Source organism: Mesorhizobium sp. AR07 (assembly GCF_024746815.1).
Taxonomy (GTDB): Bacteria; Pseudomonadota; Alphaproteobacteria; order Rhizobiales; family Rhizobiaceae; genus Mesorhizobium.
In genome coordinates this window covers 4,216,114-4,234,493 of the sequence record NZ_CP080525.1, presented here as the reverse complement: position 1 = coordinate 4,234,493, position 18,380 = coordinate 4,216,114, and the positions used below count along the sequence as shown (strand labels likewise).

General features: G+C 64.2%; 18 protein-coding genes and 1 pseudogene. 9 read left to right on the top strand and 10 right to left on the bottom strand.

Annotated features, from left to right (window positions below; genetic code table 11):
* Positions 1–108: 108 nt before the first annotated feature.
* A complete protein-coding gene (locus tag BPNPMPFG_RS21560) occupies positions 109–1,314 on the bottom strand; it encodes an integrase core domain-containing protein (protein ID WP_258590687.1) in 1,206 nt (401 codons plus the stop codon).
* A gap of 444 nt (positions 1,315–1,758) precedes the next feature.
* Between BPNPMPFG_RS21560 and BPNPMPFG_RS21555 the strand changes: the two genes are divergently transcribed.
* The 3 genes from BPNPMPFG_RS21555 (at position 1,759) to BPNPMPFG_RS21545 (ending at position 5,606) form a co-directional block, all read left to right on the top strand.
* A complete protein-coding gene (locus tag BPNPMPFG_RS21555) occupies positions 1,759–3,840 on the top strand; it encodes a putative bifunctional diguanylate cyclase/phosphodiesterase (protein WP_413776882.1) in 2,082 nt (693 codons plus the stop codon).
* Positions 3,841–3,948: 108 nt separating this feature from the next.
* Positions 3,949–4,590, top strand: a complete 642-nt coding sequence (locus BPNPMPFG_RS21550) for a LysE family translocator (RefSeq protein ID WP_258590685.1) — start codon at positions 3,949–3,951, stop codon at positions 4,588–4,590.
* Between the two features lie 2 nt (positions 4,591–4,592).
* The gene (locus BPNPMPFG_RS21545; RefSeq protein WP_258590684.1) at positions 4,593–5,606 is read left to right on the top strand and encodes an NADP-dependent oxidoreductase; all 1,014 of its coding nucleotides are present in this window, start codon (positions 4,593–4,595) and stop codon (positions 5,604–5,606) included.
* A 122-nt stretch (positions 5,607–5,728) separates the two neighbouring features.
* On the opposite strand, the gene BPNPMPFG_RS21540 is transcribed toward BPNPMPFG_RS21545, so the two are convergent.
* The 3 genes from BPNPMPFG_RS21540 to rlmN are packed head-to-tail and all read right to left on the bottom strand — an operon-like array spanning position 5,729 to position 7,850.
* On the bottom strand, positions 5,729–6,178 hold the full coding sequence (locus BPNPMPFG_RS21540; RefSeq protein WP_258590683.1) for a hypothetical protein: 450 nt from the start codon (positions 6,176–6,178) through the stop codon (positions 5,729–5,731).
* Entirely contained in the window at positions 6,175–6,582 is a 408-nt protein-coding gene (locus BPNPMPFG_RS21535; RefSeq protein WP_258590682.1) for a hypothetical protein, read from the bottom strand. The genes BPNPMPFG_RS21540 and BPNPMPFG_RS21535 overlap by 4 nt, the downstream gene beginning before the upstream one ends.
* 32 nt (positions 6,583–6,614) lie before the next feature.
* On the bottom strand, positions 6,615–7,850 hold the full coding sequence (rlmN, locus tag BPNPMPFG_RS21530) for a dual-specificity RNA methyltransferase RlmN (RefSeq protein WP_258590681.1): 1,236 nt from the start codon (positions 7,848–7,850) through the stop codon (positions 6,615–6,617).
* Between the two features lie 478 nt (positions 7,851–8,328).
* Here rlmN and BPNPMPFG_RS21525 point away from each other — a divergent pair, with 478 nt between their 5' ends.
* Positions 8,329–9,669, top strand: a complete 1,341-nt coding sequence (locus tag BPNPMPFG_RS21525) for a chloride channel protein (protein ID WP_258590680.1) — start codon at positions 8,329–8,331, stop codon at positions 9,667–9,669.
* A 46-nt stretch (positions 9,670–9,715) separates the two neighbouring features.
* Here the strand turns inward: BPNPMPFG_RS21525 and BPNPMPFG_RS21520 are convergent, their stop codons facing one another.
* The 3 genes from BPNPMPFG_RS21520 to BPNPMPFG_RS21510 form a co-directional block, all read right to left on the bottom strand.
* Entirely contained in the window at positions 9,716–10,015 is a 300-nt protein-coding gene (locus BPNPMPFG_RS21520; RefSeq protein ID WP_258590679.1) for a hypothetical protein, read from the bottom strand.
* Between the two features lie 180 nt (positions 10,016–10,195).
* Positions 10,196–10,699 (bottom strand): invasion associated locus B family protein, encoded by a 504-nt coding sequence (locus tag BPNPMPFG_RS21515; protein WP_258590678.1) that lies wholly within the window; start codon positions 10,697–10,699, stop codon positions 10,196–10,198.
* 277 nt (positions 10,700–10,976) lie between these two features.
* Positions 10,977–11,339: a YkvA family protein gene (locus BPNPMPFG_RS21510; RefSeq protein WP_258590677.1), complete on the bottom strand. Its 363-nt coding sequence runs from the start codon at positions 11,337–11,339 to the stop codon at positions 10,977–10,979.
* A 229-nt stretch (positions 11,340–11,568) separates the two neighbouring features.
* Between BPNPMPFG_RS21510 and BPNPMPFG_RS43205 the strand changes: the two are divergent.
* Both BPNPMPFG_RS43205 and BPNPMPFG_RS43200 read left to right on the top strand, forming a co-directional pair.
* Positions 11,569–12,120 (top strand): annotated as a pseudogene (locus BPNPMPFG_RS43205) (IS110 family transposase); the annotation flags it as partial.
* A 178-nt stretch (positions 12,121–12,298) separates the two neighbouring features.
* Positions 12,299–12,652: a transposase gene (locus tag BPNPMPFG_RS43200; RefSeq protein WP_413776795.1), complete on the top strand. Its 354-nt coding sequence runs from the start codon at positions 12,299–12,301 to the stop codon at positions 12,650–12,652.
* 164 nt (positions 12,653–12,816) lie between these two features.
* Here BPNPMPFG_RS43200 and BPNPMPFG_RS21500 read toward each other — a convergent pair whose 3' ends face one another.
* Positions 12,817–13,110, bottom strand: coding sequence for a 4a-hydroxytetrahydrobiopterin dehydratase (locus BPNPMPFG_RS21500; RefSeq protein WP_258590676.1), 294 nt, complete (start codon positions 13,108–13,110; stop codon positions 12,817–12,819).
* Positions 13,111–13,217: 107 nt separating this feature from the next.
* Here BPNPMPFG_RS21500 and BPNPMPFG_RS21495 point away from each other — a divergent pair, with 107 nt between their 5' ends.
* The gene (locus tag BPNPMPFG_RS21495; protein ID WP_258596848.1) at positions 13,218–13,736 is read left to right on the top strand and encodes a low molecular weight protein-tyrosine-phosphatase; all 519 of its coding nucleotides are present in this window, start codon (positions 13,218–13,220) and stop codon (positions 13,734–13,736) included.
* On the opposite strand, the gene thpR is transcribed toward BPNPMPFG_RS21495, so the two are convergent.
* Both thpR and BPNPMPFG_RS21485 read right to left on the bottom strand, forming a co-directional pair.
* The gene (gene thpR / locus BPNPMPFG_RS21490; RefSeq protein WP_258590675.1) at positions 13,640–14,236 is read right to left on the bottom strand and encodes an RNA 2',3'-cyclic phosphodiesterase; all 597 of its coding nucleotides are present in this window, start codon (positions 14,234–14,236) and stop codon (positions 13,640–13,642) included. The two genes, BPNPMPFG_RS21495 and thpR, sit on opposite strands and share 97 nt — an antisense overlap.
* 127 nt (positions 14,237–14,363) lie before the next feature.
* On the bottom strand, positions 14,364–15,008 hold the full coding sequence (locus BPNPMPFG_RS21485) for an arylesterase (protein ID WP_258590674.1): 645 nt from the start codon (positions 15,006–15,008) through the stop codon (positions 14,364–14,366).
* An 80-nt stretch (positions 15,009–15,088) separates the two neighbouring features.
* Between BPNPMPFG_RS21485 and BPNPMPFG_RS21480 the strand changes: the two genes are divergently transcribed.
* Both BPNPMPFG_RS21480 and BPNPMPFG_RS21475 read left to right on the top strand, forming a co-directional pair.
* Positions 15,089–15,784, top strand: a complete 696-nt coding sequence (locus BPNPMPFG_RS21480) for an ABC transporter ATP-binding protein (RefSeq protein WP_258590673.1) — start codon at positions 15,089–15,091, stop codon at positions 15,782–15,784.
* A complete protein-coding gene (locus tag BPNPMPFG_RS21475; protein WP_258590672.1) occupies positions 15,784–18,333 on the top strand; it encodes an ABC transporter permease in 2,550 nt (849 codons plus the stop codon). Before BPNPMPFG_RS21480 ends, BPNPMPFG_RS21475 begins: the two co-directional genes overlap by 1 nt.
* Positions 18,334–18,380: the final 47 nt, after the last annotated feature.

The following is an 18,380-nucleotide window of genomic DNA, read 5'->3' as shown; positions in this document are numbered from 1 at the left end:
TTTCCAATTTGTGGCGGAGACCGCCAATTGTCGAAGCCAGCGCCGCCCCTCATCGCCCTGCCGGTGTCCAGCCGATAGATGGGTAACACTTTGAACCGGATACATGGGTTACAGTTCTCCCCCTGTATTGTCCGTTGCAGCGCCAAGCGGTTTGGTTGGCGCGGCGCTGCGGCGGACAAGCTTCATGCGCCTGGTGTCGATGATGCCGAGCGGATGGGCATGGAAGGAGAGTGCCCATTCGCCGCCCTCGGTTTCGGTGGCGGCGACCGCTTCGCCGACCAGCGCCTTTGAGATGTAGATGAAGCCGCCATTCCACCTGATTTCGCCATTGTGGCGCACATGGCGCACCGCCGCCTCGTCCGGATAATCGGGCTCGGGTGCTGTTTTTGGCATGGCGCGCTGTGACGGGCGGTAATGCTGGGCTGGAGTGTCCATGGCGAGCGCCTCATGCGGACGCTCCTCATTGTAGCTACGCCGGAAGGCCTCGAAGGCCTGGCCCTGAGCCGTTCTGTCGGCCTCCGGCGTCTCAGCCAATGGCAGCATGGTCAGATGAAAGCGCTCGTGGCGTCCATTCTGCTGCGGCTTGCCAGGCGCGATCCGCTCCAGGATGATCCCGAGCTTGATGAAGCGCACCGCAAGCGGCGTCAGACCGGTGACGCCGGCCGATGCAAACGGTGAACCGTTGTCGCTTCTGAACCGATCCGGCAGGCCATGCTCCTCAAACAACCGCTCGAACACCGGCCAGGCCTCGCTCTCTGCTGTTGACCCCGTCGCTTCCAGCGCCAGCAAGTAGCGGCTCGACGCATCCATCACCGTCAAGGGCTCGCAACGCCACCCGTCAACAGTCCGGAACCAACCCTTGTGATCACCCGTCCAGACTGCGTTCGGCCCCTCTGGCTCCGGCCACGGACCATTGCCGCAGGCCCGCAGGTGCGGCCGCTTGCGGGCGCCGACAAGTCCATGCCGCGCAAGGATCGCGCCCACCGTCGAGGCTGAAGGCCAGACCAGCTCGGGCGCCGTGCGCTTGAGCCGCGCAACGATCTTCTTAGGCCCCCACAGCGGGTGCGTCTCCTTCGCCGCGACGATCCGCTCCACCAAGTCAAGCGCCGTCGCCCGGCCATGATTGAGCGGTGCTCGCGGCAGATCGTGCAAACCTTCCGGGCCAAACGCGCGATAGCGACCAAACCACTTGTAGCCGCTCTTACGCGAGATGCCGTACGCCGCACAAAGCGCGCTCATCGTCTCCTCGCCTGCCAGACAATCCACAACAAACCGAAGTCGTTCGTCCATGATGCCAGTCTCTCGCCAAACCATCGCCGGTCCTCCCGGCGGACAAGAAAACTGTCACCCATGCTATCGGTCCATTCTGTTACCTATCTATCCGGTTCGGACACCGGGCACTTCTCCCCGTATAGTGACGGGGAGAAGGGGACTGACCGCAACCTCGGCGCCCTTCTTGCGACGCTGATGATTGGCGAAACCGGCGATGAGAGCGCCCCTCTCCCCGTTACTATACGGGGAGAGGATGCCGGCAGGCAGGTGAGGGGCGGCGCCAGCTCAGCGAACCTCTTGTGGGCCTAGGGGACGTTGATGCCTCCGGGAAAACAACCTGCTGCAATCATGGGCTGCATTTACACGCGGCATTTAATCAAGTTTTCACGCCCCGCCGCTACCAATGACGACAAAGCTGTGTTGGCGACCTGCCGAGACGGCCTTGCCCGCTTCGTCGCGGGAACCCTCGGGCTCGGGCCGTTCTTGATGCGCGTTATATCATGTATCGTCACGGAGCATAATCTGTGGCTCGTCCTGCTGGCGGCGCTGATGTGCGTCACCGGCTGCTGGGTGACGATCGGCCTCCTCGACCGCGCCAGGAAAACCGCCGGCCTGCAGATGCGGGGCTGGCTGTTCCTGACCGCGGTCGCCGCCGGCTCCTCGATCTGGTGCACGCATTTCATCGCCATGCTGGCCTATCAGCCCGGCGCGCCGATCACCTTCGATCCGGTCCTGACCATGGTATCGCTGGTCATCGCCATCGTCGGCACCGGGGTGGGCTTCATCCTTGCATCCGACAAAAGCCGGCGTTTCGCCCCTGAGTGGGGCGGAGGCGTCGTCGGGCTGGCGATCTCGGCCATGCACTACACTGGCATGATGGCCTATCACGTTGCCGGCATCGTCGAGTGGGACGGACCCTACGTCGTCGCCTCGCTGGTCATTTCGTCAGCGTTCTCCGCGGTGGCCGTCGGCCATGCCGTGCGCCGGCCATATCGCTGGTCGCGATATCTCAGCATCGGGCTGCTGGTGCTGGCGATCGTCGGCCTGCATTTCACGGCGATGGCGGCGGTCGCGGTGACGCCTCTGTCCTTCATCACCACCGGCACCAATCCCGACATTCTCGTGGCGATGGCGGTTGCCGTTGCCGTCGTCGGCCTGATCGTCGCGGCCACCGGCTTCGCCAGCTATCTGATCGACGAACGCGGCCGCCTGGAAAGCTTCGAGCGGCTTCAGCATCTCGCCCTCAACGACGCCCTGACCGGTCTTCCCAACCGGGTCTCCTTCACCGACCGTCTCGACCATGAGATCGATCGGGCGCGGGAGGACGAGGAAACGATGACGGCGGTCATCGTCATCGATCTCGACCGCTTCAAGGAGATCAACGATCTCAGGGGACACGCCGCTGGCGACCAGGCCCTCAGGATCGTCGCCCGCAGGCTGGCGAAACTCATCGGCGACGGCGAATTCGTCGCACGGCTCGGCGGTGACGAGTTCGCCGCGATCAAGCGCTTCAAGGATCAGAACGACCTGCTCGGCCTGGTTTCACGGCTGGAGAAGTCGCTGTTCCTGCCCTTGCTGCTCGACGATTTCGAAATCGCCGCCGGCGCCAGCATCGGCGTCGCCGTCTATCCACGCGACGGGGCCGACCGCGAGCGGCTGGTCAGCAATGCCGACCTCGCAATGTACCGGGCAAAGAACGACGTGACGCGGGCGGTCTGTTTCTACGAATCCGCCATGGACGAGACGGCGCGGGCGCGGCGTGCGCTGGCCACCGATCTTCGGCAGGCGATCGATCGGGGCGAGCTTTCGCTCCATTATCAGGTGCAGACCTCGGTGCCGACCGGCGCCACCTGCGGCTACGAGGCGCTGCTGCGCTGGGCGCATCCGGTGCATGGCATGATCCCGCCAGTCGAATTCATTCCGATCGCCGAGGAGAACGGCTCCATCATGGCGATCGGCGAATGGGTGCTGCGCACCGCATGCCGCCAGGCGGCCTCGTGGGACAATGGCCACAAGATCGCCGTCAACCTGTCGCCGGTGCAGTTCGCCCATGCCGATCTGGCCAAGCTCGTTCACCAGATCCTGATCGAGACCGGGCTGTCGCCGAAACGGCTGGAGCTCGAGCTGACCGAATCGACGATCGTCGCCGACAAGGTGCGGACGCTGCATGTCCTGCGCCAGATCAAGGCGCTGGGCGTGACCATCGCGATCGACGATTTCGGCACCGGCTATTCGTCGCTCGACACGCTGCGCTCGTTTCCCTTCGACAAGATCAAGCTCGACCGCTCGTTCATGGCCGATGTCGAGCGAAGCCCGCAGGCCAAGGCGATCATCCGGGCAGTGCTGACGCTGGGGCGCAGCCTCGACATTCCGGTGCTCGCCGAGGGCGTCGAGACGCATGTCCAGCTCACCATCCTGCAGGTCGAAGGCTGCAACGAGGCGCAAGGCTATTTCCTTGGCCGGCCGAAGCCGATCGATCAGATCCTGCTTCCCGGTTCGACAGGTGTCCCGAACGACCAGCCCGCTGCGGTGAAACCCGCCAGGATGCGTCTGGCCAGGCAGGCATAGCGTTACGGCGGGCGCCGGCACGCCGGTGCCGTCACCACGCATCGTCGCTGCTTCTGGCACCAGCGCTGCGTATCCTGTATAGGCCCTTCCATTCCCCTGGGGCCGTCCATGTCCTTCATTCCCGACACCACCACGCTGATCCAGTTCGCCATCGCCACCGTGATCCTGGCGATCACGCCCGGGCCGGACATGACCTTGTTCGTCTCGCGCACGCTGAGCCAGGGCCGCGCCACCGGTTTTGCCTCGATGGCCGGCGCGCTGTGCGGCACGCTGATCCACACCACGCTGGTGGTGGTCGGCGTCTCGGCGCTGATCGTCGCCTCGCCGATGGCCTTCTTCGTGCTGAAGATTTTTGGCGCCGGCTATCTCGTCTTCCTGGCCTGGCAAGCGATCGCGAAGGGATCAGCCTTTTCGCCGGAGAAGAAGACGGGGCCCGAGATTTCGCTGCTGCGCAGCTGGGCGGCAGGGCTCGGCGTCAATCTGCTCAACCCGAAGATCATCCTGTTCTTCATGACCTTCCTGCCGCAGTTCGTCTCCGCGCATGACCCGAACGCGCCGGGAAAGCTGTTCTTCCTCGGCTCGATGTTCATCGTGCTGTCGATCCCGGTGACCGTGCCGATGGTGCTGGCGGCGGAAAAATTCTCGGCGGCGATGAAGGCCAGCCCGCGCGTCACGCGGGTGGTCGACTATCTCTTTGCCGGGGTATTTTCGGCTTTTGCGCTCAAGATCCTGACGGCGCAGGCGAAGTAGGCATGCTTGCATATGTTCTCAGGCGCTACGGCCGCCGCGAAGGCGCGTTGTTGACGGAGGTCCCGGCGCCGCGGCCGCGGCCGCGCGACATTCTGGTCGATGTGCGTGCGGCGGGGCTGAACCCGGTGGACTTCAAATTCCGGCAAGGGAAGTTACGCGCCATTCATCGGCCGAGGCTTCCGCTCGTGCTCGGCAACGAGTTCGCTGGCGAAGTGGTTGCCGTTGGCGGTGCGGTAAAACGGTTCTCCGCAGGCGACCGGGTGTTCGCCCGGGTCGAGAAGGATCGGCTTGGCGCCTTCGCGGAACAGGTGGCCGTCGATGAAGACTGCGCCGCCCATATGCCGCCGAAGCTGGATTTCGAGTCCGCGGCGGCCGTGCCTCTTGCGGCGCTGACCGCCCTCCAGGCGTTGAGGGACGAACTTGGTCTGAAGCCGGAGCAGAAAATCTTCATTTCGGGCGGCGCTGGCGGCGTCGGCACATTCGCCATCCAGATCGCCAAATGGCTGGGCGCCCATGTGACGACGACAGCTTCGAACAGGGGAGAGGCGTTGGTACGCGCGCTCGGCGCCGACGAGATCATCGACTACACGACGGATGATTTCTCCAGAATCGAGAAGGATTTTGACGCAGGCCTTGATCTGATCGGCGGCGAGACCTTGGACAAGATGTTCAAGATCATGAAGCCTGGGGCCAAGATCGTTTCGGTCGCCGCCGTTCCGGAGCCGCAGACGGCGCTGCTGGATCTCGGCGGCCGCAAAATCCTGGCCGCGGTCTTCTGGGTGATCAGCTACGGCGTCAGACAGCGCGCGCGGCGCGCGGGCGTTGGCTACAGATATCTGTTCATGCATCCGAGCGGGAAAGACCTGGCTCTACTCGCGGGCCTGATCGAGCAGGAAAGACTTCGGGTCATCATCGACAAGACTTACCCCTTCGCCGAAATCGTCGAGGCCCTCGATTACGTTGAAAGCGGTCGCGCCAAAGGGAAGGTGGTCGTTACTTTCCCGCCTCGACTGTGAGTGTCGGCCTTCCACCCATCTCGGCCATCTGCTTTCGAGCCAGGGCTCTATCTTCCTGTTTGACCATGATCTTTTCCGAAAACCGGGTCCCTTTTTGGCTGGCGCGGACCTTCGGTGCGGGATCATGATCCGCTTTGCCACCAGCTTCCGGCCCAGCGCCCGGCGCTGAGCCAGTAGAAGATGCCGCCAACCATGCCGCCGCCAATCACCGCCAGGATGGCGCTGGTGTTCCTGGCCGCGAAGGTGGCGTCACCGGCATGGTCGACCAAGCCTAGGAAAACGGCCGCGACCACCGCGCCGGCCAGGGCATAAAACAGCCAGTCGCGCCGGCCGAGGATTTCGGCAATCAGGATGACGACGCAAGCCGGCATGAAGGCGAAATTGGCGACGAACAGGGCGACGAAGGGAATTGAAAAATACAAGGAAGCGGTTGCCGGGTGCGCATGCTCCGGCGTGTAGCCGAGCGAGGCCAGGAACAGGATGTTGAGGAAGGCGCTTGCCGCCAGCGAGGCGACCGCGTAGCCGAACAGGATGACGGCGAAACGGATGAGGTAACCGATGAGGCGGCTCATCCCAGATCTCGGCGTATGCCGGACTTGCGCCCAGCCAGAAGCCAGTAGACCGAACCGGCGGCCGTGCCGGCCGTGGCCAGGAATCCGAGATAGCCCGGATTGAAAATAAACCCGCCGGCCGAGCGCGGGATGGAAACGCCAAAGGCGATGGACGTGATCGCACCGGTGAGTGCAAAGTAGAACCATCCTCGAAGCGACAGGCGTTCGGCGACAAGGATTACCGGGCCGGCGATCAACAGCGCACCGACCATCACGGTCAGCACGGCGAGCGGGAAGGAGCCCAGCCAATCGAATGCGAAGATGATCGACCAGTTGCCGCCTTCTATGCCTTCCAGGAGAGCGATCAGCAGCACGGGGACCAGGATCGAGGTCAGCACAGCGGCGATATAACCGACTGCGATCATGGCGAGGCGCCTGAGCCAGGCGAAGAGGCGGCTCACGCCTCGCCGTGCCCCGCGATCATCATGGCCTCCAGCGCCAGCCGGTCGACCTTGCGCATGCGCTCGGAGTCCGACTTCAGCTGGCCGCAGGCGGCGAGGATGTCGCGGCCGCGCGGCGTGCGGATCGGCGAGGCATAGCCGGCATTGTTGATGTAGTCGGCGAATTTCTCGATCGTCTCCCAGTCCGAGCACTGGTAGTTGGTGCCCGGCCACGGGTTGAACGGGATCAGATTGATCTTGGCCGGAATGCCCTTGAGCAATTTGATCAAACCCTTGGCGTCCTCGATGGAATCGTTGACGTCCTTCAGCATCACATATTCGAAGGTGATGCGCTTGGCGTTGGACAGGCCGGGATAGGCGCGGCAGGCGGCCATCAGCTCGTTGAGCGGATACTTCTTGTTGATCGGCACAAGCAGGTCGCGCAGATCGTCATTGGTGGCGTGCAACGAGATCGCCAGCATGACGCCGATCTCCTCGCCGGTGCGGAAGATTTCGGGAACCACGCCGGAGGTCGAGAGCGTAATGCGGCGCTTGGACAGCGACAGACCATCGCCATCGGAGGCGATCAGCAGCGCCTTCTTCACCGCTTCGAAATTGTAGAGCGGCTCGCCCATTCCCATCATGACGACGTTGGACACTTTGCGGCCCTCGGCCGGCACGATGGCGCCGTCCGGTGTGTCGCGGTCAGGGAAGTCGCCGAGCCGGTCGCGGGCAGTCAAAAGCTGGGCGAGGATTTCCTCTGCCGTCAGGTTGCGCACCAGCTTCTGCGTGCCAGTGTGGCAGAACGAGCAGGTCAGCGTGCAGCCGACCTGCGAGGAGATGCAGAGCGTGCCACGGCCTTCCTCGGGGATATAGACGGTCTCGATCTCGACCGGCCGGCCGGCGCCGCGCGGCGGAAAGCGGAACAGCCATTTGCGGGTGCCGTCGGAGGAGATCTGCTCCTCGACGATCTCCGGCCTGGCGATGGTGAAATGCTTGTCGAGTTCGGCGCGCAGATCCTTGGAGATGTTGAACATGCCGGCAAAGTCGGAAACGCCGCGCACATACATCCAGTGCCAGAGCTGCTGGGCGCGCATCTTGGCCTGGCGCTCCGGCACGGTGCCCGAGGCCACCAGTGCCTCGCCGAGCTCGGCCCGCGTCAGGCCGATCAGCGACGGTTTTTCCGGCAGCGCCGCGCGGGCGCGCAACGCGTCACGGGCACCCTCGGTGGTGAGATCGAATGAAAGGGTCATGGTTGCACTGATATAAGCGGTTTGCGGCCGATGTCATCCATCGTGCCGGACATGAAGCGCGGCGCATAGCACAGGTTGAGCGCGGAGTCATGCCACCTGACTTGGAAGGTCGGCGCCGCCCCTCATTGCCCTGCCGGGCATTTCTCCCGTAAAACAAACGGCAGAGCAATCGCATACGAGAAGGTTTCGCTCTACGAATACCCCCACCCTTAGTCCCTCCCCACAAGGGGGAGGGAGACTTCCATTGGCGCTGATCTCGGCAAACTGGACAAATTCACGCCGGGTATGATGGATAAAGGCGCGCGGCAGCGTTCCCTCCCCCTTGTGGGGAGGGTTAGGGTGGGGGTCCATCTCGCAAAAATCCATATGCGATTGCCCGGCCGTAAACGGGGAGAAAGAGGCCGGCGCCAACGTTTCGCAGGCTGGTCCCAACCGCTGCCACTGTGCTAGGCCGGAACCTCCCTTCCGGAGGACAGACATGGCCGGCACGTCGCGAAAATACCCTATGCTGCGGCGTTCGCGCGCGATGTTGGGCTCGCGGCGCGTCTGGCAGCCGCGCCTGGTGTTCTGGGCCGGCGCGGTCGGCATCGGTGTGATCAGCGTGCTGTTCGCGGTACTGGCCGACAGGGCTCAAGGCCTGTTCCATGCGATGATCGGCACCGAGGGCAACTGGCGTTTCTATCTGCCGCTCATCGTCACGCCGCTCGGTTTCGTGCTGTGCGCCTGGCTGGCGCATAGCGTCTTTCCCGGTTCGCAAGGCAGCGGCATTCCGCAAGCCATCGCCGCCCGGCATTTGCGCGACGACGAGGACCGCAGCCATATCCTGTCGCTGCGGCTCGTCGTGGGCAAGATCGCGCTGACCATTGTCGGCCTGTTTTGCGGCGCCTCGATCGGCCGCGAGGGTCCCACCGTGCAGGTCGGCGCGTCGCTGATGCTGCAGGCGGCGCGCTGGGGCGGCATGGCGCAGGCGCGCGGCCTGATCCTGGCCGGTTCGGCGGCCGGTATCGCCGCCGCCTTCAACACGCCGCTGGCCGGCATCGTCTTTGCCATCGAGGAGATGGGCCGCACCTACGAGGCACGCACCAACGGACTGGTGCTGACGGCGGTGATCCTGGCCGGTCTCGCCTCGCTCGGCCTGCTCGGCAATTACACCTATTTCGGCGTCGCCAAGGACACCATCTCGTTTGCCGCCGAGTGGCCGCTGGTGCTGGCCTGCGGCGTCGTTGGCGGCGGCTTTGGCGCGCTGTTCTCGCTGCTGGCCTTGAAGGCGACGCGGCGGATCCGGCGCTGGCATACACAAGCGCCGCTGCGGCGCGCTTTGCTGGTTGCAGCAGTCTGCGGGTTGCTGGTGGCGATGATCGGCATCGCGTCGGGCGGCCTGACCTTCGGCACCGGCTATGTGCAGGCGCGTGGTGCCGTCGAAGGCACGCCGCTGCCCCCAATCTTCTTTGCAGAAAAATTCCTGGCCGGACTGCTGTCGATGATCTCGGGCATTCCGGGCGGCATTTTCGCGCCCTCGCTGGCGGTCGGCGCCGGCATCGGCAGTTCGCTCGGCCTCATCTTCGGCGCCAGCACGGGGGCGGCGGCGCTGCTTGGCATGGCCGGCTATTTCGCCGGCGTGGTGCAGGCGCCGATGACGGCCTTCGTCATCATCCTGGAGATGACCGGCAATCACGACAATGTCATCGCGCTGATGCTGGCCTCGATGCTGGGCTACGGCACGGCGCGCATGATCTCGCACGAACCGCTCTATCACGCGCTGTCGCGCGTCTTCATCGCCGAAGCGATCCGGCGGCGGCGGGCAACCGCCGATTCCTGATCTGCCGGCTGCGTCCGGCGGATCAAGTCGCGGCGATTTCTGCTGCCTACATCGCCATTTTTTCACATTCGGCCTGGGCCTTCTTGGACGACGTGTCGATCATGTATGCCTTGCCCTGGGCGTCGGTCATCATCATCATGCAATGCTTGATTGGTTTTGCCTTTTTCATCATCTCGGCGCTCATCTTCGCATCCGGCATCATGGTCCCCATATGCCCGTCGGGCATGATCGCCGTGACTTCGCCGCCCTTCATCATCGTCATTGTGCCCATCGCATCCTCGGCAAAAGCCTGCGAGGCGGAAAGACCCATGAGGCCGGCAATGGCTATGAGCTTGATCGTGTTCATCCGCGTACTCCTGGTTGAGCGGAGCAAAGCTGCCCCTCTTCGAGTTCGCGAATCCCCGGAGTTAAGTTACCTCAACACGAACAAGTGATACGGCCGGCGCCGGGCCTCAATGCTTGCAGCAATAAGGCCGGGCTTTAGGCCCGGCCTGTCATGCAAAAGGAAGTTTCGGCCAAACGAAGCCTATTTGCACTTGGCGATCGACGACAGCGCCGCCGAAATGCCCTTCAGCGAGAAGACATAGGATGTGGGATTGCCGCGGCCGGACTTCGCCGTCACCTTCATGTCGGTGCCGGTCTTCATCGCAGCGATCAGCACCGGCTCCTCGGCGGCGTTCTCGACCCAGGCCGATTTGCCGCGCGTGAACATCGAGAACGACTTCTTGTCGATGGTGACGGTCGCCTTGGAGCCTTCCTGGAAGGTGTAGCCGGCGATGAATTGCGGCTCATAGGACACCTGCTGTCCCGGGCGCTGGCTGACGAAGAAGAACATGTCGCCATGGTCGAGCGTCGGCGGCTGCTTGTCGGTCGGCACGGTCAGGACGTAGCAGACCTTGCCGCCCGATGCCTGGTAGCTGTAGGTGCCCCAGGCATTGTGCTGGCCGATCTTGGTCGCCGACTGCGCCAGTGCCGGCGCCGCCACGGCCACCAGGACCAGGCTCGAAACTATAGCAATCAATCCGCGCATCGTTTTTCCCGTATTCCAAATGGTGCGGAGGCAGGCCGGCTTGGCGTCCTGCCCGTCGCTTCATTTTGATTTAATCTGGGTTACCAAACGGTGAATTTCCTTTGAGAAAAGGACCCTCACCCCAGGAAACCGCCGCCATTCCCGCGCCGCCGCCTTGCGAGCGGGTGGCGCGACGTCCCTTTGGCGACTTGGAAGCCATGAAAGCGGCAAGAGTTTGACTTTTTGCTTTGCCGCCAAATGCCTGCTTCAAAGGCATTTTGCGCGCGCGACCGCCTGCTCAGCCCTTGTCGGCGATGGCGTCCTTGGCGGCCTGCCGGTGCGCCGGCGTGATGTGGGCGCCGACGGCGGTGATCGCGGCGGTAAGCACGGCGATGTCGTCGGTGAAGCCAAGCCCGAAGATGAAGTCGGGGATGACGTCCACCGGCAAGACGAAATAGCCGAGCGCGGCCAGCAGAATGCCCTTGGCGCGCAGCGGCGTGTTCTTGTCCATGGCGCAGTAATAGGCGGCCACGACCTCTTCCATGAAGGGGATCTGCCGCGCGGCCTTCTTCGCAGTGCGCCAGAATTTCTCGCGCACTTCGCTCTCGTCGCCCAGCCTGTCGCCAAAACCGAAGAAATCAAAACCGGATTGTTGCACCATCAGTATCTCCTGGCAGGACCGTGCGCATCCCAGCGCATGCCCGCGAGCGAAGATGTGGTGAAAGCGCCAGTCCGCTACAAGAGCTCGGCCCACAAATGGCGGATGGCTCGACTGGCAATTGCCCCCTTGGAGGTTTGCGGTAACGTCCCTCCCGTCGTCATCCTAGGGCGAAGCAAGGAGCGAAGCGACGCGGCGCAGACCCTAGGATCCTGTGTGTTGTTCCGGTGCTATGGTTGAAGTGGGAAGGAGACCGAGAGGATCCTGGTCGTCCTTTCGAGGACAGGCCGTGGCATGGCTCGGTCCCTTCCCACCGGTGAACCATCAACCTGAACAGTTGCACGGGGCTGTCACAAGCAGACCCCGCACCACAGGAAGAGGCGTGGACATGATAATGCAGAATTATGTCGGCTGCGACATCTCCAAGCAGTGGCTCGATTTTTTTGATGAGGCAAGCAGCCGTTACCAGCGCATCGACAACCAAGCCGATGCCATAACAACCTATGTGGCCGGCCTTTGCCCCGGCCGCGATTTTGTGGTCATGGAGGCGACAGGGGTCCATGACCGGCTGCTGCGCCATGCGCTGGCCAAGGCAGGCGTTGCGTTTTCGCGGCACAATCCGGCGCATACCCACCATTATGCGAAGTCGACGGCGCGGCGCGCCAAGACCGATCGTCTCGACGCCAGGATGTTGAGCGGCTATGGCCGCCGCTATCACCCTGAAGCCGAGCCGGCGCCGCGCGAGGAAGGCGAACGGCTTCAATCGCTTGCCCGCCACCGCGACCATCTCGTCGAGATCAGGGCAAGGTTGAAGAAGCATCTTGGCGAAGCCTTCGACGAGATCGTCATCGCCGAGCTCGAAGAGCTGATCGCCAACTTCAACACACGCATCAAGGTGCTCGAGGGGGCGGATCGCCGAAGCCATTCGCCAAGCCGAGGATACTGCCCGCGACAACGCGCTGATGGTCTCCGTGCCCGGCGTCTCCAAGATCACCGCGTTCTCTCTGCTGGCGCACCTGCCCGAGCTCGGCCTGCGTTCACCCAAGTCGATCGCAGCACTCGCCGGCCTTGCCCCTTTCGACAACAAGAGCGGCAAGCTCAATCGCAGGAGCCAGATCCAGGGGGGCCGATCGCGCGTGCGCCGTGCCCTCTACATGGCAGCGCTGGGCGCCATCCGAGCTTGTGAGCGCTTCAGAACTTTCTACAGCGCCATCGCAGCCCGCTCAGGGTCAAAGAAGCTGACTATCATCGCCGTCGCAAGGAAGCTCCTCGTCGTCCTCAACGCCATCATTCGAGATAAAAAAGCTTTCGCATGAACACAGTTGCCATGCCGCGACTTAAGAGCGCCGCAGCGGTGCTGAATTCTGCTCCGCTGCACCCCTCCACCAACGTCGCGGCATGGATCCTCGGGTCTGCGCGTCGCTTCGCTCCCGCTCCGCCCGTTGATGACGAAGCTGGGGTTGCCGCACCCTAGATAACCCTAACCAAAAAAGCGGTTCATCTTCTTCGCCAGATCGATGTCGAGCGCGGTGACGCCGCCGGCATCGTGGGTGTTCAGCGTCACGTCAACGGTCTTGTAGACGTTCGACCAGTCGGGGTGATGGTCCATCTTCTCGGCGGCAAGCGCGACGCGGGTCATGAAGGCGAAGGCCTCGGAGAAATTCGCGAAGGTGAATGTGCGCTTGATGGAGGCGCCGTCCGCGGCCGGTGCCCAGCCATCAAGCCCGGTCAACGCCGCGGCGATTGCGTCCTTGCCCAGTTTCTCTCTCGTCATATCGGGTTCCCATGCTATTCGAAGAATGACCCTCACCATAATGCATGTCGCCCAAAAGTGCGTTGCGGTTTTGGGATAACGACATGCACAAAAACAATTCCGGATCGATGAGCGCGAAGCCCATAAATTCCATTCTTTTCGTCTGCCTCGGCAACATTTGCCGGTCGCCACTGGCGGAAGGTATCTTTCGCGCCGTGCTGGCAGAGCGCGGGCGGGATCAGGATTTTCTGCTCGATTCGGCCGGGACGGGCGGCTGGCATGCCGGCGAGGCGCCGGACCGGCGCTCGATCACAGTGGCCGCCAGCCATGGTGTCGACATTTCCGGGCAAAGGGCGCGCAAGGTGCTGCCGCAGGATTTTTCCCGTTTCGACCTGATCCTCGGCATGGACCGCTCGAATGTAGCCGACCTCAAGGCATTGGCGCCGGCGGCGATGCGCGACCGCATCCATCTGTTCTTGGAATTCGCCGAGGGAAAGCCGCGCGACGTGCCGGATCCCTATTATGACGGGGCGGATGCCTTCGCGTTTGTCTACCGCATGGTCCGCGAGGCGTCGGAGGCGCTGGCGGCAAGGCTGGCGGCGCGGGCATCCGTGCCCGACAGCGGCCAGGCTTCCTCGACGATGTAGGGGCCGCCGCCGACCGAATCGCGCGACGACATCAGCACGAAACGACCGATGCGGAACGGCAGCGTCGCGAAATTGCCACGTGCCGACAGATACTGGGCGACGTCGAGCGGAGCTGAATTGCGCAAGCGCGCCAGCGTCACATGCGGCATGAATTTGCGCGGGTCGGCGGGAATGCCGAGTCGCTGGCAGATGCGGTCGATCTCGCCCTGAAGGGCGGCAAGATCTGATGAGGCGGAGGCGCCTGCCCACACCGCATGCGGCTTTTTCTGGCCGAAGGCGCCGACGCCGGACAGGGTCAGCGGGAAGGAGGGCCGGTGGACACGGTCGAGCGCGTTGGCGATTTCATCGGCGACATGGCCTGGGACATCGCCGATGAAGCGCAGCGTCAGATGGTAGTTCTCGACGTCGATCCAACGGGCCCCGGGCAGGCCGCCCCGCAGCAGGGACAGCGAAAGGGCGGCGTCACGCGGTATTTCGAGGGCGGTGAAAAGACGCGGCATGAAGAGCCTCCCTTCCTCGAATCGAAACATTAGCCCTAGCGAATCATCGATAATCAAACAGAGCAAGAGGTTTGTTGGTCACAGGCTTTGCTAAAAGCTTCCCCAACGGCAGGCGACCAGTCTGATCTCACGAACCTCCCGGCACCGCCGCGATGGCCTTCTCGACCGCCGGCAAGATGCGTTCGACCATCTGGTCGACGCCCCGGGCGCTGGGATGCAGGCCGTCCTCGAGCTGCATCCCCGGTTGGCCAGCGACGCCGTCGAGAAAGAACGGATAGAGCGGCACGCCGTATTTCTCCGACAGCGCCGGGTAGATCGCGTCGAAGGCGGCCTGGTAGTCGGCGCCGAGATTGGGCGCGGCGCGCATGCCGGCCAGCAGCACGGCAATCTTGCGCTCTTTCAGCTTGCCCAGCATGTCATCCAGGTTCTTCCTGGGAATCTCTGGCGAGACGCCGCGCAACATGTCGTTGGCGCCGAGTTCGAGAATGACCAGCTGCGTGCCGTCAGGCACCGACCAGTCGAGCCGCGCCAGGCCGCCGCTCGTCGTGTCGCCCGAAACGCCGGCATTGGCGACGGTCACATCGTGCCCCTTGGCGCGCAGCGCCGCCTGGAGCTTGTCGGTAAAGCCCTCGCCCGGCCCGAGGCCAAAGCCCGCCATCAGGCTGTCACCGAAGCCGACGATCTTGAATGGCTCGGCCCGCGCCGACGAAATGGCGCCGCAAATGGCGAGGAAAACGATGAAGCCTGCTTCTATCAGGCGTTTGAAAGACATGCGGCAGGCCCCATATGACAAAGGAATTCGTCCGGCTCTGCAAGCGGAGCCTTCATCCCCTGATATAGGACACTTTCATTTTGACAGAAGCCGTCATCGCGCTGAAGGACGTATCGCTGACACTTGGCGAAGGGGCGTCGTCGGTTCATGTGCTGAAAGGCGTCAGCCTCGAAGTGGCGGCCGGCGAGGCGACCGGCATCGTTGGTCCTTCGGGCTCGGGCAAGTCGACATTGCTGATGGTGCTGGCAGGCCTGGAAAGGGTCGATTCGGGTACGGTCCGAATCGCCGGCGAGCTGCTCAACGGCAGAAGCGAGGACCAGATTGCTTCGTTTCGTGGCCGAAACATTGGCATCGTGTTCCAATCCTTCCACCTCATCCCCAATATGACGGCGCTCGAAAATGTCGCGGTGCCGCTGGAACTGGCCGGTCATGCCGACCCGTTTTCGGTGGCGGCGCGGGAACTGGCGGCCGTGGGCCTGAGCGACCGCGTCACCCATTATCCCGGCGAATTGTCGGGCGGCGAGCAGCAGCGTGTCGCGATCGCCCGGGCGCTGGCGCCGTCACCGCGCATCCTCATCGCCGACGAGCCGACCGGCAATCTCGACCAGGCGACGGGGCGGCAGGTCGCCGATCTGCTGTTCGCCAAGGCGGCCGAGCGCGGCATGACGCTGGTGCTGGTCACCCATGATCCGGCACTGGCGGCGCGCTGTTCGCGCCAGGTTTCGATGCGGTCGGGCCGGATCGAGGCGCCGGCGCCTTTCAAAGTGACGGCCTGATGCCGTTGTCGCAGACGCTAAGGCTTGCCGTCCGCTTCTCACTGCGCGAGATGCGCGGCGGCCTGTCCGGCTTCCTGATCTTCCTTGCCTGCATCGCGCTCGGCGTCGCGGCCATCGGCGGCGTCAATTCGGTGGCGCGCGCCATCACTGCCGGCGTCGCCAATCAGGGCCAGACGCTGCTCGGCGGCGATCTCCGCTTCCAGATCAACCAGCGCGACGCCAGCCAGGCCGAAAATGGCTTCCTTGACGGGCTGGGCGTCGTTTCGCGCACCGCCAGCATGCGCTCGATGGCGCGTCTCGCCGACGGAACCGACCAGGCGCTGGTCGAGGCCAAGGCGGTCGATCACGCCTATCCGCTCTATGGCGCACTGGAGACCGAACCGACCCTGTCGAAGCAGGAACTGTTCGGCGAAGAGTTCGGCGTTTTCGGCGCCGCGGCCCCCGATCTGCTGTTCGAACGGCTGCATCTCAGAATCGGCGACCGGCTGAAGCTCGGCACCGCCACATTCGAGCTGCGCGCCAGGCTGGTCACCGAACCCGATGCGGTGTCCGACGGTTTCGGCTTCGCGCCGCGGCTGATGATCTCGACCGACGGGCTGGCGGCCACAGGACTGGTCCAGCCGGGAAGCCTGGTTGAAAATGCCTACAAGGTCCGGCTCCCCGCCGACGCCGACGAGGCGCGGCTCAAGGCCATCCAGGACCAGGCGGCCAAAGACTTTCCGCAGGCCGGCTGGTCGATCCGCACGCGCGACAATGCCGCACCGGCGTTGTCGTCCAACATCGAACGCTTCTCGCAGTTCCTGACGCTGGTCGGGCTGACGGCGCTGGTGGTCGGCGGCGTCGGCGTCGCCAATGCGGTGCGCGCCTATCTCGACGGCAAGCGCGGCGTCATCGCCACCTTCAAGAGCCTGGGCGCTTCGGGCGGCTTCGTCTTTGCCGTCTATCTGGTGCAGATTCTGATCATCGCCGCGCTTGGCATTCTGCTCGGCCTCGTGCTCGGGGCGCTGATGCCGTTCGTGGCCAGTGCCGCGCTTCAGTCCGTCATTCCGGTGCCGGCGGAGGGCGGTTTCTACCCCGGCGCGCTCGGCATGGCGGCGCTGTTCGGCCTGCTGGTGACGCTGGCCTTCGCGCTTTTGCCGCTTGGCCGCGCCCGCGACGTGCCGGCAACCGCGCTGTTTCGCGAGATGGGGCTCGAAGGCCGCGGCTTGCCGCGCCCTGTTTATGTCGCGGCGGCTGTCGGCATCGCGCTGCTGCTGGCGGCGCTGGCAATCCTATCTTCCGGCGACCGGCGCATCGCCTCGATCTTCGTCGGCGCCACCATCTTTGCCTTCCTGGTGCTGCGCCTGGTCGGCGCGCTGGTGCAATGGGCGGCGAAGAAGAGCCCGCGTGTGCGCTTCGTGGCGCTGCGGCTCGCCGTCGGCAATATCCACCGGCCCGGCGCCTTGACGCCGTCGGTGGTGCTGTCGCTCGGCCTCGGCCTGACGCTGCTGGTGACGCTGGCGCTGATCGACGGCAATCTGCGGCGGCAGGTCTCCGGCAGCCTGCCGGAGCGGGCGCCGAACTTCTTCTTCGTCGATATCCAGAGCAGCGATGTCGATGCGTTTTCCGCACTGGTCGGCAAGCAAGCGCCACAGGGAACGCTGGCCAAGGTGCCGATGCTGCGCGGCCGGGTGATGGCGCTCAACGGCGTCGATGTCGACAAGGTCAAGGTGCCGGCGGAAGGCGCCTGGGTGCTGAAAGGCGATCGCGGCCTGACCTATGACGCCAGGCAGCCGGACAATACGACGCTGACCGAGGGCCGCTGGTGGCCGGACAATTATGCCGGCGAGCCGCTGGTCTCGTTCTCGGCCGTGGAGGGCAGGGAGATCGGGCTGAAGCTCGGCGACACCATCACGGTCAACGTGCTCGGCCGCAACGTGACGGCCAGGATCGCCAATTTCCGCCAGGTCGAGTGGGAGACCATGGGCATCAATTTCGTCATGGTGTTCTCGCCCAACACATTTGCCGGCGCGCCGCATGGCTGGATGGCGACGCTGACCGAAAAGAACGCCACGGCGGCCGACGACGCGCGCGTCCTCAATGCCGTCACCCGCGCCTTCCCGGCGGTGACGACGGTCCGGGTCAAGGACGCGCTCGATGTCGTCAACCGGCTGGTCGGGCAGCTCGGCACGGCGATCCGGGCCGCGGCCGGCGTGGCGCTGATCGCTTCGGTGTTGGTGCTGGCCGGCGCGCTTGCCGCCGGCAACCGGGCGCGCATCCATGATGCGGTGGTGCTGAAGACGCTGGGCGCGACACGCGCGACCCTGATTGCCGCTTTCTCGCTCGAATACATGCTGATCGGGCTCGCCACCGCGATCTTTGCGCTGGCGGCGGGCGGTGCCGCCGCGTGGTTCGTCGTTGCCCGCATCATGACATTGCCATCGCATTTCATGCCGGAGGTGGCGGTGGCGACCATTCTGTTTTCGCTGGTGGTCACGGTCGGCATTGGTCTCGCCGGCACCTGGCGGGTGCTCGGCCACAAGGCCGCGCCGGTGCTGCGCAACCTCTGAATCGGCCGGTATTTGGTTAAATCGGAGTAATGTTGCGCCGCCAAACG